Genomic DNA, 13,079 nt, shown 5'->3' with positions numbered 1-13,079 from the left:
CACGAATGACTCTATCCGTAAGCATCGCCCTAACAGCTCGATAAACTGAAATATCCCACGCAATTCCTATTCCACGTAGTCCTTCATTTTCACCGTAATCAGGGAAGACACCCCTTTTTCTGCCATGGTTACCCCCTGAAGGGTATCTGCAAATTCCATGGTCTTTTTTCTGTGGGAAATCACAATAAACTGGGTGCGGTTCTTATAGTCCGCAATCATCCGGCTGTACCTTTCCACATTGGCATCATCCAAGGCTGCATCGATTTCATCGACGAAACAGAATGGTGCCGGCCGGCAGGCCATGAAGGAAATAAGGAGCGCAATGACAGTGAGCGCCCGTTCCCCGCCGGACATCAGTGTCAAAGGCTGCCGCTTTTTCCCGGGAAGCTGGAGGTACATTTCCACGCCCCCCTCCAGTGGGTGGGCATCATCCGTAAGTTCCAGCCGGGCTTTCCCTCCCTGGAACATGAGCTGCATAATGCGGCCGAATTCTTTATTGATTTCACCGAAGGCCTTCGTGAACTGCTCAGTCATGGTCCGATCAATATCCTGGATCACCGTTTCCAGGCCAGTCCTTGCTTTTTTCAGATCCTCTATCTGCTCTTCATAGAATTTCCGTTTTTCCAGCTGCCGATTGTACTCTTCCACCCCATTGGGATTTACAGTACCCAAAGCCCCGATTTTTTCAGCAATTTTTTCAGATTTACGCTTCATGTCCTGCATGGAGCCGGGAATTCTGGCTTCTTCTGCTGCCTCCCGGGTCATATGATTTTCAGCAAGCCGGCGAAGCTCTTCTTCTTCCTGGGCCTTAAAATTTTCTATGCGCCCTTTCCGCTCCGCCATATCCCGTTTAATGGCAGAAGACTTCTCCTGTGTATTTCTCCAGGATGATTCCAGTTCCCTCTGTTTTATGGTAAAGCTGTCCGAATCATCCTGCATGCGGGACTGGCTTTCTTTCTGCTGCTGCCATACCTGTTCCGCTTTCTGGAAATCAGCGGACAATTTTTCCATTTCCTTCCTGAGATTTGCAAGAAGGGTTTCATTTTCCTTCTTTTCTTCTTCCAGCTTTTGCCGGTCTTCCGCCTGCTCCCGAAGTGCCCGGTCCCGGTCCTCCTTCATACGCCTTCCGAAGGCCAGGGATTCTTCTGCCTTTGTGTAAGAAACATGGATGGATAAGATTTCTTCCCCTTTCCTGTCCAATGCTTCTTTCAGTGCAAGGCTTTCCCGATCTTCGCCTACTTCCGGAATATCAGCCAGGCCTTCCAGTTCTTTTTGCAGCTGTTCTTTTCTCTCCTGCGCTTTCATGAGGCTCTTTTCTCGAAGAGTTTTCTGCTTTTCTGCCTCATCAGCCAAAATCTTTCGGTCGGACAGGGTCTTATGGAGTCCCTCTTTCCGTGCAGAAAGGGCGGCCATATTCACCTTGGCAGCCTGCCAGGACTCCCTTTCTTCCATGACCCTGCGGGCCAGGTCATCACAGGCCCTGCTTTCTTCTGCCAGTTTTTCTGCAGCCGAAGACAACTTTTCCTCGGCCTCCATTTCCCTGGCCTGCAGCGATTTGATTTCCTGCTTCCGACCAAAGAAGGTATTTTCTTTTTTCTTCATGGAACCGCCGGTCATGGAACCACCGGCATTTACAACCTGCCCATCCAGCGTTACGATGCGGAACCGATAGCCGTATTTCTTTGCCACCCGTCTCGCATCATCCAGGGTCTCTGCTATCAGCGTCTTCCCCAAAAGAGAATCCATAAGGTCCCGGTAAGGAGCATCACAGGCAAAAAGGTCCGATGCAATACCACAAATTCCCGGCTCACCGGCTGCCTTCCGTTCCTGCCCTGTATAACCGGAGGGATGCATGGACTCCAAAGGGAAAAAGGTCGCCCTGCCCAACCGTTTATCCTTGAGCCAGCCGATAATCTTCCCTGCCGATGCCGTTGTATCGGTAACGATACAGGAAACGCGGCTCCCCAGAGCCACTTCCGCTGCTTCCGTATACTTTCCCGGTACCCTGACAAGATCGCCCAATGCACCATGGATAGCCTCTCCAAAAAGGCTGCGGTTTGTCATGACTGTCCGTGCAGCCATAGAAAAGCTGGTATACTCCTTTTCCGCATGTTCCAGATAATCCCGCCGTGAATGAAGAGACGCCAGGGATGACTCTTCCCTGCTCTTTTCATTCATCAGGGAGAAGCGTCGATTCTCCGCCTCCTTCAGGGAAAGACTGTCTTTTTTCCCTTTTTCTTCCAGGGATTTCAAGTCATGGGACAGCTTCTCTTCCTGCTTTTTCATATTCTCCAGATCTGCCTCTATCCGAGCAAGGGACTCCCTTTTTTCCGCCAGGGAAGACGCAAATTCCGCCTTTTCTTTTCCAAGACGGGCCATCTCATCCTCCAGATGGACAGTTTCCTGTTCCAGTCGTTCTTTATCGGCAATTTTTTTACGGTTCACTGCCAGTCTGGCAGCAAAAGCCGTCTCAGACGCCTGCAATTTTTCTTCCAGAGCCCGTCTCTCTTTTTCGGCTGTTTTTTTCTTCCCATCCCATTCCTGGTAAGCAAGAAGGGATTTATCGTATTCTTCCTTTGCGCTTTGGATTTCTTCAGCCAGTTCTTTTTCCGCTTCTAACTGGTCTTCCTCTTCCGCCGCCAATTCCCCCTTCTTTTCTTCCGCATGGTGAAGGGCTTCTTCCCGGACCCTGTAATCGCCGCGAAGCTCTTCCATCTTCTGCTGGGCTTCTGCCGTCTTTCGCCCCAGGTCCCGCAGACCTTCCTGGAAATCAAGGGCCTGCTTTTCCAGCTTCTCCCGCTCTGCCGTGAAGGAAGCCAGCTTCGTCTCCCATTTCAGGTCTTCTTCTTCCAGATTCCGGTATTCCGTTTCATACCGGGACAGCATCCGGCCAATGGAGGTCAGCTTCAGTACTGCCATGGAGGCTGTGACAGCCCGTTTTTCCTCCAGCAGCGTCTTATAGGCCTTCGCCTTTTCAGCCCCCTCCTTAAGGGGAATAAGCTGTTCATCCAGAAGGGCTGTCATGTCCTTCACCCGTTCCATGTTTTCCGCGGTCTTCTCCAGCTTCCTAAGACCCTCATTTTTTCGCATGCGGTACAGACTGATGCCTGCTACATCTTCGAATATGAGCCGCCGTTCCTCAGGCCGGGCAGAAAGCACCTGATCCACCCGGTTCTGTCCGATAATAGCAAGAGATCCTTTTCCAAGGCCCGTATTGGCCAGAAGTTCCTGAATATCCTTCAGTCGGCAGCTTCTCTTATTGATTTTGAAATCGCTGTCTCCGTTCCGCAGAAGCCTTCGTGTAATAGAGACCTCCATCGTATCCAGCGGCAGCTCATGGGCCGAATTGTCCAGCACCAGCGTTACTTCTGCCCCGTTTTTGGCCGGTCTTGATTCAGACCCGGAAAATATGATGTCCTCCGCCTTCTGTCCCCGGAGATTCCGTACATTCTGCTCCCCCAGCACCCACCTGACGGCATCGGAAATATTGCTCTTCCCGCAGCCATTGGGCCCTACGATGACCGTCATGCCATCCGCGAATTCCACTGTAGTTTTATCGGCAAAGGACTTGAACCCCTGCATTGTCAGACGAAGTAATTTCATCGTTTCTCCTTCAATTTCGTATATTGCCATAGATGGCTCTCTTGTTTTCTTACCTATTATACAGGAATCGGACAGACTCTGCAGAAACAGGAAAAGCCTCTCCTTTACGAGAGGCTTTTCAAAAACCATGATACCTGCCTTCATTTTTAGAAGAACCGGTAAGCAATATTTATATTACCACCCACGCCCCGATGCTTTCCGGCATAGCCATGACCACCGAAGTCAAGGACCCAGGGACCCTTTGTATATTTGGCGCCCAGTTCAAACCGTACACTGCTCCCCCGGATATCTGCATTTCGGATAGGTGCACCGTCAGCCAGTCCCGCTGCCTTTCCGTCAAATTCATACTCGTAGGCAGCACCGGCATAATACTGCATAAGAGAGCTTCTATGATTCCATCGTCCACCGATCCGGAGCAGGCTGCTGTCGGCGCTGTCCAGATGGTAGTGGCCACCGGCTTCGTAATCATCCCCATTGATATGGGTATAGAAATAACGGCCGTACAATTCCAGCGTATTGCTGCTGCCCCGGTCATAGGTCCTGCCGAAACCTACATGGAAAGCATTGTACCGGCTATTTGTATCGTAGTCGTAGCCCTTACCATTTCCATCATACAGCACATGGCGGGCTTCATTATCCAAGCGGCCTGTACGAAATGAGCCTTCCACAAAGGTCCTGTTTTCCAGGCGGTACCGACCAAATACGCCAGCCCCTTTGTAATTGATTTTGCCGTGGCCCCGTCTTCCCGCATCATAGGTACGATAATTGCCATCACCATAATCATAGAAAAGGGCATATTCCGCAAGGCTCCCGTCGGAACGGGGACTTTTCCAACCCACGCCGGCGTGGCCATTCCACATGTTGGTTCTGAGGTAGCTCCCTGTATCATACCGGTTTTCACCACCCATGACAGATGCAAAGCCATAGAACCTTTCCTCGTTTTCCTTGATGGTGGAAAGATCCCGGATCACCAGGTCGCTGCCATCCACCAGGGCCGTGAGCCCTGCCTCCTGTCCCATGACCGTCATATGGGTCTGGGGCTGGGCATGGGGTCTCGTTTTATCGGTCAAACTGATGGAATACTGCAGGTTCCCATTATCCAGATAAGCTTTCCCGTTACCTTCCAGCGTAGTACCGACGGTATAGGGAAGAATCTCACCGGAAAGGCTGCTGTTCCTCAAAGCTATAACTTTGCTGCTATTGGTGTCCATGAGGGTCATGGTATTTATGCCTTCCTTAAGGGATGCAATACTTTGGAAAGTAATATGGGACGTGTTGATTTTGGCATCGGAAAAATTATAGGTCACACCGGAATCCAGGGTAAGCGGCGTCTTTCCCCATTCTACATTATTAAAATCCACCGTATCCACATCTACATTACCAGTCTTAAGGACGATATTTCCATTGTCTGTGGTCCCCTTACCGATAAAAGAGCCCGATAAAAGGGCACTGGCACTATTCCCCAGGGAATAGGCGAAGGAAATACCGTTCCCACCATTTCCATCGTCAATTTTGGCTTTGTCATAGAATGTAGTATTATCATCGATAAGCACGGTCTCACTGTTCGGTTGTGCGGGCGCTCCGTTTTCAAAGGAAAGATGGCTGATGTCCACTTTGGTATGACTGAGATCCATAGCGTCCGCCACATGGAGCATGGTCTTTCCCCAGGTTCCCTGGTGAAGCTCAATGGTGTCAAAATTGGAAACGCTCTTCACCTTATTATCGCTCGGGTTCTTCCATACCGCATCCTGACTGCCGTCATAACCGATGCGGAGCACATTGCCGCTCCCCTTCTCTCCCAGATAACCATAGAGATCAGCCTTTTCCAGATCCGCCTGTCCTGTGATATTGACGGCGTTATTGTCAGCGCTGCCACTACCGGTGCTGTATCCGGCAATGACGGCTGAATTACCCTCCCAAGACGAATCAGGAAGGAACATGGCCGCGTTGGTAATCCCCTTTTCTTTAAGCAGTTCCTCCGCCGTTGTATAGTCTACTTTCGCAGTCCCGCCAATAGTAACGGAATTTCCGGTAACATTGCCACCGGCTATAGCACCGGCCACAATACCGACAGTACTGTCCGTAATATGGACCGTATTATCTGATGCATCTCCCTCACCCTGGACAGCAGCAGCAAACAGGGCGGTACTGCCCCCCTGCAGCTGTACTTTATTAGCTATGGCTTCCGCTTTTGAAAATGTTCCACCTCCACCCCTGTCAAATGTAACAGTAGTCACTGCACCGGCTGTGCTGCTATCAGAAAGAATCACAGAATTTCTTTTAGCCGTTACTTCAGCCCCATTTGCGGTACTGGAAAATGCTTCTCCATATATTGCACTTTTTACGGAGGAACCGGATAGTGTAACCTTATTATTTTCTAAATTCCCTTTAGCGCCATAAATATCATCCTGGAACAAATATCCTGCAACACTGCTTCCGGAAAGGCTGATAGTATTTCCCTCTGATACAGCGTTGCCACTATCATAAATATTCGATCCAAATAAATGGCCATATACGGTGGTCTTTGTAAAATCAGAACTATTTCCAATTAACTTTAAATCTCCCGATTTACTATACCGCTGATAGGTACCAAAATAGGACCCGTTTACACTACTGTCCGTAATGGAGGCTGTATTTTCAGAGATACTATTCTTACTATTGCTGTTTGGGGAATAAAGATGAATATGAATAGTTTCACCAATTGTACTTTTAGAAATTGTTAATTTATTATTTTCAGCTGTAAGGGATGAATAATCCTTACTATTGCTGTTATCAGTGATATCGTAAACCCCTATTACATGGTCGCCTACGTTACTGTTATTTACGGTCAGGGAATTTCTACTCATAGTTACCTGTCCCATACCTGAAGCGAAAGATGGTGCTCCATAGACCCCAAAGATGGAAGTATACTAGCTCGTATTCCCTTCTTTTGTTCCCACTTCCATGGAATTATCAGTAATAGAAAGAGCCCCGTCGTCTTTATTTATAAGAGTCACATATACCCCGGAAGCAGCAGAATTTTTTTCCTGGTCATACAGGGTGAGACTGTTATGGGAAGCTTCCATCGAAGCCGATTCTTCGCTACCTGTTACAGGGAAAAACTGCCCCGTGACCTGCTCATCTTTGTTCACAATTCTCGTGTTATTGCTGAGTCCTTCTGCCCCTACCGGCATAACGCCACACAAGCCGATTATCCCTGCAGTCACCAGGGCAGGGATAACTCTTATTGCCAGTCGATTCTTACGGTTTAAATATACTGCCATGGCAGATTCCTCCCTTTTTCATGATTTTCTGCATTCATAATGAAAAAGATAGAAACAGGATTTACTGATTATCTATAAAAATTATATCATAAAACATCCTTAAAATTAAAAAGCAAGAAATCAAAAGAGCCTGGGAAGCGCTGATGGGACAATCAAAGAACGGCACAAGACCTGAATTGGTCTTGTGCCGTTCTTTGATTGTTCCTTTTATTCGCCAAATACCGGGGGCAGCGGACTGCTGCTGTCGGAAGGCATCGGGGAATCGCTGCTTTCTTCTTCCTTCTTCGGTTCTTCGCCGGGAGCGTAAATGGAGTGGTACTTGAAGAGGTTTTCTACCTGCTTATGGTCGATGGTTTCTACTTCCATCAGGGCCTTAGCCATGGCATGGAGCACAGGCAGGTTATCTGTCAGTGTCTGCATGGTGTCATTGTAGGCCTCATCCAAATACTTGTGCATTTCTTCGTCGATAATGGTGGCTACGGTTTCGCCGTAGTTTCTTTCGGACCCCAGCTGTTTGCCAAGGAAGATCTGTTCCTGGTGTTCCCCGAAAATCATGGGTCCCAGGCGGTCGCTCATGCCCCATTCCATAATCATCTTACGGAGGATGGAGGTCACCTGCTGCAGGTCGCCGGAAGCACCGCTGGAGATTTCATTGAAAATAATTTTCTCTGCGCACCGTCCGCCAAGGGCTACGCGAATTTGGGCCAGAAGGTGGGACTTCGTGATGAAAGACCGTTCTTCATGGGGCAGCATCATAGTATAGCCGCCAGCCTGTCCACGGGGGATGATGGTAACTTTATGGACCGGATCCGCATCTTTCAGGAGGGTTGCCATGATGGCATGGCCCGATTCATGGTAAGCGGTCAGTTTTCTTTCCTCATCGCTCACTCGGTGGCTCTTCCGTTCCGGACCGTAGGAAACTTTTTCAGAAGCTTCTTCCAGATCTGCCATGGAAATGGTCTTCCGGTTATCCCGAGCAGCCAGGAGAGCTGCTTCATTCAGCATATTCGCAAGGTCAGCCCCTGTAAATCCGGGGACCTTCTTTGCAATGGTGGCAAGATCCACATCCGGTTCCAGCGGTTTATTTCTGGCATGGACCCGGAGGATGGCGATACGGCCACGGAGATCCGGACGACCTACTACAACACGCCGGTCAAAACGGCCCGGGCGGAGCAGTGCGGGGTCCAGAATGTCCGGACGGTTCGTAGCTGCCAGGGTAATAATTCCTTCATTGGATCCGAACCCGTCCATTTCTACGAGGAGCTGGTTCAGGGTCTGTTCTCTTTCATCGTGGCCGCCGCCGAGACCGCTGCCGCGCTGCCGGCCTACCGCATCGATTTCATCGATAAAAACAATGCAGGGCGCATTTTTCTTCGCCTGGGCAAAGAGGTCACGGACACGGGATGCACCGACGCCGACGAACATTTCTACGAAATCGGAGCCGGAAATGGAGAAGAAAGGAACCTTTGCTTCCCCGGCTACCGCCTTGGCCAGAAGTGTCTTGCCGGTACCAGGAGGTCCTACGAGGAGGACGCCTTTTGGAATTTTAGCACCGATGGCTGTATATCGGCCCGGATTTTTCAGAAAATCTACGACTTCAGACAGTTCTTCCTTTGCTTCATCTTCACCGGCTACATCGTTAAAGTTTACATGTACCTGGCCTTCACCGGTCATCTTGGCCCGGGACTTGCCGAAGCTCATGACCCGGCCGCCGCCTCCCTGGGTCTGGTTCATCATCCAGAACCACACGCCGATCAGGATGACAATCGGCAGCAGGTTGGACAGCAGGCTCATCCACCAGGACGGCTGTTCCGGCGGTTTAGCGGTAATAGTAACATTTCCGTCATTCAGCTTGTTCAGGAGCTGGGTATCATTATCAGGAATATAGGTGGCAAATTCAGTACCATCTTTCATCTTCCCGGTAACAGCGTTATTCGTCATAACTACGGATGATACATTTTTCTTCTCCACCTGGGAGATGAAGTCGCTGTATGTAATTTCCGTATTCTTTTCCTGGGGATGAACGAAAGTATTGAATATGGACACTGCAATGATGATGAGAAGCACATAGAGCGCCACATTCTTGATAAATTTATTCAATATTTTCCTCCTTCTCAATAAGATGTTTACTGGCCCATTTATGCGGGATTACACCCCAACTGACTAAATAGATACTTTTAAATCAGTAATTAATTCTACCATTTTTTTCTACTTTAAGCAACAGAAATTCTGAAGATTTCCTGTCATGGCAGGACCCGGTGCAATTCCTTTCGGTCCGGAGAGGACCTTATGCCTTTGTATACACCTTGCTGTCAAGGACACACACGTCCGGAAGATTTCTGTATTTTTCCGCATAGTCACAGCCGTAACCTACGATGAATTCATCGGGAATATCAAAGCCGATGTACTTTACATCCACATCTTTTTCCCGGCGTTCCTTTTTATTGAGACAAATGGCCAGTTCCACAGAAGCAGCGCCTCTTTCTTTGAGAAGCGGTACCAGTGCGTTCATGGTGATGCCTGTATCAATGATATCTTCTACCACAATCACATTTTTACCGCGGATATCCCGGTCAAGATCCTTTTTGATATTGACCCGGCCGCTGGAAACGGTACCATTGCCATAACTGGAAACGCACATGGTATCCAGGGTGACCGGAAGGTCTATTTCACGCATCAGGTCGCAGAGAAAAGGCATGGCTCCTTTCAGAATGCCTACGAGTACAACCTCTTTTCCTGCATAGTCCCTGGTGATTTCCTGTCCCAGTTCTTTGACTCTCTTCTGAATCTGCTCTTTGGTAATCAGTACGGTTTTAATATCTTTTCCCAGATTTTTCATGACTGTTCTTCGATCTCCTTATCTTTCCACGTTAACGTGAGAAGCACAAATGATTTAGTATGTTTATTCGCCCTGGCCAGGCGGCTTCCACGGAGGAGCCCTACCCAGTACACATGGTTTTCATCGGCTGCCACCGGCCATTCCGGCCTCAGGGAAGAGGGAATTCCCTTTTCCCGAAGAACAGAAAAAACCGATTTTTTACCATCCATGCCCAGAGGTTCCAGTATATCTGATTTCTCCGCCTTTCGAAGTTTCAGACATCCCACCGCATCACCATCCAGAAGGTACTGGTTTTTGGCCGGAATCACAGGAGTATCCCGTTTTTCCAGGGTCATCTGCCAGCCACCCAGCGTCTGGATGTCTGCGGAAATTTTATCTATTATACCAGTTTTATCATCTTTTGTAAGGTTTTTCCGCGCCCAGCGATGAAAAAAAAAGGACATATCATCCGATTCATTTTCTTTTTTGCCCCTTCGGGTACTTCCTTTGTAGAAATAGAGAGTCTCCCGGGACTTCTCCATCATCACACCGGAGAGTGATGTTTTTACGCCGTTCCTGCCTTCCAGTGCCAGACGGCGCATCCGCTCGATGCCTTCGAAATCCGCCATACTGCCATCCATCTGTTTCACGGCAGACAGGAGTATCCTTCTCTGGATAGCCGGATGAACCTTTTCAAACTGAGAAAGAGGATAAAGCAGGATATCTTTATTTCCGGTCCACCATTTTTCTTCTGCCCATGCCGCTTTTTCCAGATAGTCCTCATCGCCGGAAAGGTTTTCTGCCATATGGCAGAGAGAACGGACAAGGTTCGGATTGAACTCCAGAAGTGCCGGCATCAGGCAAAGACGGATCCGATTTCTGGAAACGTCAGGTATATCATTCGTTTCATCATGACAGGCATCCACATGAAAGGAAGCAAGGAATTCATGAATCTCCTTTTTCGTCACACCAAGGAAAGGGCGGATAATCCGTCCCCGCTTTGGCTTAATGCCGGTGAGACCTTTGAGCCCGCTGCCCCGGAGGAGGTGAAAAAGAATCGTTTCTGCCTGGTCATCCTCATGATGGGCAGTGGCCAGCTTCGTAAAGTGCCCTTCTTCCATAACCTCATAAAGGGCATCATACCGAAGACATCGAGCTACGGTCTCTACCGAACCCTTCTGTTCTTTTCGCGATTCATTGACATAAACATCCCGACGATAAAAAGGTATCCCCCTTTGACTGCACAGGGATGCCACATAGACCGTTTCCTTTTCTGCCGCCTCCCGCAGATGGTGATTTACACAGCAGCAGCCGATGTGGATGGCCTCTCGTTTTTCTACTTCCTTCAGAAAATAGAGGAGGCCCAATGAATCAGGACCGCCGGACACCGCTGCCAGGATACGGTCCCCTTTCTCCCACAAGTGGTGATCATGGGCAAAAGCGAGGACCTTTTCAATAAATGGCTCTCTCCTCATCTGCTCTCATTCGGATGAAGCACATCCGCGTCCAGAAGTCCTTCCGACAAGTCACGGTCACTGACCATAATTTCCGGCAGTGCAAAATATTCCATAAGACTGTCCAGGATAGCAACGCCAGCCACAATAATATCCGCCCTTTCCGGCATGAGGCCGGTCAAATGGCATTTCTCATCGTAGGACAGGGAAGATAGATATTTCAGCATACGGTTCACATCTTCCTGGTGAATCACATAATCCTGGACCTTGGAGGAATCATAGACTTCCAATTCCTGAAGCATAGCTGCCAGCGATGTCACCGTACCGCCTACGCCAATCCACCGCTTTACATTTTTCATGGATTCCATGAGATCCGTATTTCTGAACAGGGCAAAGCAGTGTTTCTTCAGCTCCGCCAGTCCTCGGGGCGTCGTAGTATCAAACTGCTTTGAGCAGCGAACACATCCCAGATGGAAGCTGTGGCGTATACCGATATCCGTGCCGAATCCCATACACATTTCTGTGGAACCGCCGCCAATATCTACCACCGACGTTACAACGCTTGGGGTACCGGCGGCACCGATATAACTGTAGTAAGCCTCTTCTTTTCCGGAAAGGATGCGGACCGGGATTCCCGTAGCCGCAGTAACTTCATCGGAAAATTCCGCTCCATTCGCTGCGTCCCTCATGATTGACGTACCATAGGCAAAAATTTCTGAAGCCCCTTCCAGCCTTGCGGTAGCAGTGAACTCCTCAATAGCCTTCAGTGTCCGTTCCCGAGGGCCCTTCCCAATAAAGGCCTTATCTGTCATACCCTCACCGAGCCGGGTACTGCGGAGATCTTTTTTCAGGACCTTCCATTCTTCCTTGTCATCTTTCTCTGCAACGAGAAGACGCACAGAATTCGTACCGATATCGATAATAGCACGCATGATTATCCTCCTGCCAAATAAAAGGACCGTGAAATAATCGGCAAATGGAAAGGAAATACAATAAATGAAAACACGGGCACCACCGGCTTTACAGGCCTGCATCCGCCTTTCGGCTGCCCAGTATTTACCACTTTAAGGAAGCACCGATTGAGCGGCACTCTTTCACACAGGCACCCTGGTGCCCTGGAAAAATCAGACAATTAAATACACCGCAATCAGCGCTTCCTTAACTTACCCATTTACAATTTTCACAGTCCTCAAAGAATCAGTCAGAACGGCGAGCTCCCCGTCCGCCCCGTTTGGATTCTACATTCCGTTTCAGGTCCAGAAGCCGTTCGTCGCTATCCTTCAGGAAACGGCTGAGCTTATCTTCAAAGGAAGCCGGCGCTTCCCGTCTCTGCTGGTGGAATCCACCGGAGAAAGAATGGGTGAATTCACGATTGGGGCGATCTCCTTCTGCTCTTTCTTCCCTGTGCTCAAAGGAGCGATGATTTTCATGGCTGTGGAAATCATTCCGTTCATGGAAGTCCCGACGTTCCCTGTGTTCCTGATGGTCATGAGGCCGATGGAACCGGTCCTGCCGCTTTTCTTCCCCTGCCGCTGCCGGCTGGGCCTGTTTGATAGATAAAGCAATTTTGCCGCGGTCATCGATAGTAATAACCTTGACCTTTACCTTATCCTTCACCTTAAGATAATCATTGACATCATTCACAAATTCATTTGCCACTTCTGAAATGTGAACAAGCCCCACCTTTTTATCCGGCAATTCAACAAAAGCGCCGAACTTTGCGATACCCGTAATGGTACCTTCCACGATATTTCCGACTTCTAAAGCCATGAGAAAAAAATACATCCTCCCTGTAAAACACAATTACAAATATAACTTGATTATACGAGATTTTATAGGGAATAGCAATATAGGAAATAGGACACAGCCCGGATGCCAGAAGTGACTATTTCAGTTTGTCGAGCTGTTAGGGCGATGCTTACGGATAGAGTCATTCGTGCG

Annotated in this window: 8 protein-coding genes; all 8 read right to left on the bottom strand. The window is 49.0% G+C overall.

The annotated features are described in order from the left end of the window. Positions 1-66: 66 nt before the first annotated feature. Positions 67-3,603, bottom strand: coding sequence for a chromosome segregation protein SMC (smc, locus tag QZR21_RS05400; RefSeq protein WP_296098689.1), 3,537 nt, complete (start codon positions 3,601-3,603; stop codon positions 67-69). Between the two features lie 146 nt (positions 3,604-3,749). Next, positions 3,750-5,873 carry an autotransporter outer membrane beta-barrel domain-containing protein gene (locus QZR21_RS05395; RefSeq protein WP_296974158.1) on the bottom strand — a complete coding sequence of 708 codons (2,124 nt, stop codon included), beginning with the start codon at positions 5,871-5,873 and terminating at the stop codon, positions 3,750-3,752. Positions 5,874-6,512: 639 nt separating this feature from the next. Further along, on the bottom strand, positions 6,513-6,866 hold the full coding sequence (locus tag QZR21_RS05390) for a hypothetical protein (protein ID WP_296974155.1): 354 nt from the start codon (positions 6,864-6,866) through the stop codon (positions 6,513-6,515). A gap of 207 nt (positions 6,867-7,073) precedes the next feature. Continuing rightward, on the bottom strand, positions 7,074-8,966 hold the full coding sequence (ftsH, locus tag QZR21_RS05385) for an ATP-dependent zinc metalloprotease FtsH (RefSeq protein WP_296098693.1): 1,893 nt from the start codon (positions 8,964-8,966) through the stop codon (positions 7,074-7,076). 187 nt (positions 8,967-9,153) lie between these two features. Then, positions 9,154-9,705 (bottom strand): hypoxanthine phosphoribosyltransferase, encoded by a 552-nt coding sequence (hpt, locus tag QZR21_RS05380; RefSeq protein ID WP_296098695.1) that lies wholly within the window; start codon positions 9,703-9,705, stop codon positions 9,154-9,156. Beyond that, positions 9,702-11,159, bottom strand: coding sequence for a tRNA lysidine(34) synthetase TilS (gene tilS / locus QZR21_RS05375; RefSeq protein WP_296098698.1), 1,458 nt, complete (start codon positions 11,157-11,159; stop codon positions 9,702-9,704). Before tilS ends, hpt begins: the two co-directional genes overlap by 4 nt. After that, positions 11,156-12,070 carry a Ppx/GppA phosphatase family protein gene (locus QZR21_RS05370; protein WP_296098700.1) on the bottom strand — a complete coding sequence of 305 codons (915 nt, stop codon included), beginning with the start codon at positions 12,068-12,070 and terminating at the stop codon, positions 11,156-11,158. Before QZR21_RS05370 ends, tilS begins: the two co-directional genes overlap by 4 nt. A gap of 265 nt (positions 12,071-12,335) precedes the next feature. Then, the gene (locus QZR21_RS05365) at positions 12,336-12,908 is read right to left on the bottom strand and encodes a S1 RNA-binding domain-containing protein (protein WP_296098703.1); all 573 of its coding nucleotides are present in this window, start codon (positions 12,906-12,908) and stop codon (positions 12,336-12,338) included. Positions 12,909-13,079 lie beyond the last annotated feature (171 nt).

This window comes from uncultured Dialister sp., assembly GCF_900541605.1.
In the GTDB taxonomy this organism is placed as follows: Bacteria; Bacillota; Negativicutes; order Veillonellales; family Dialisteraceae; genus Dialister.
Note: the sequence above shows the minus strand (reverse complement) of the source record. Positions and strands in the feature narration are given on the sequence as shown.

Coding starts and splice junctions, on each gene's coding strand:
- smc (WP_296098689.1), bottom strand. CDS start 3,603: ATGAAATTACTTCGTCTGACAATGCAGGGGTTCAAGTCCTTTGCCGAT.
- QZR21_RS05390 (WP_296974155.1), bottom strand. CDS start 6,866: ATGGCAGTATATTTAAACCGTAAGAATCGACTGGCAATAAGAGTTATC.
- hpt (WP_296098695.1), bottom strand. CDS start 9,705: ATGAAAAATCTGGGAAAAGATATTAAAACCGTACTGATTACCAAAGAG.
- QZR21_RS05370 (WP_296098700.1), bottom strand. CDS start 12,070: ATGCGTGCTATTATCGATATCGGTACGAATTCTGTGCGTCTTCTCGTT.
- QZR21_RS05365 (WP_296098703.1), bottom strand. CDS start 12,908: ATGGCTTTAGAAGTCGGAAATATCGTGGAAGGTACCATTACGGGTATC.
- tilS (WP_296098698.1), bottom strand. CDS start 11,159: ATGAGGAGAGAGCCATTTATTGAAAAGGTCCTCGCTTTTGCCCATGAT.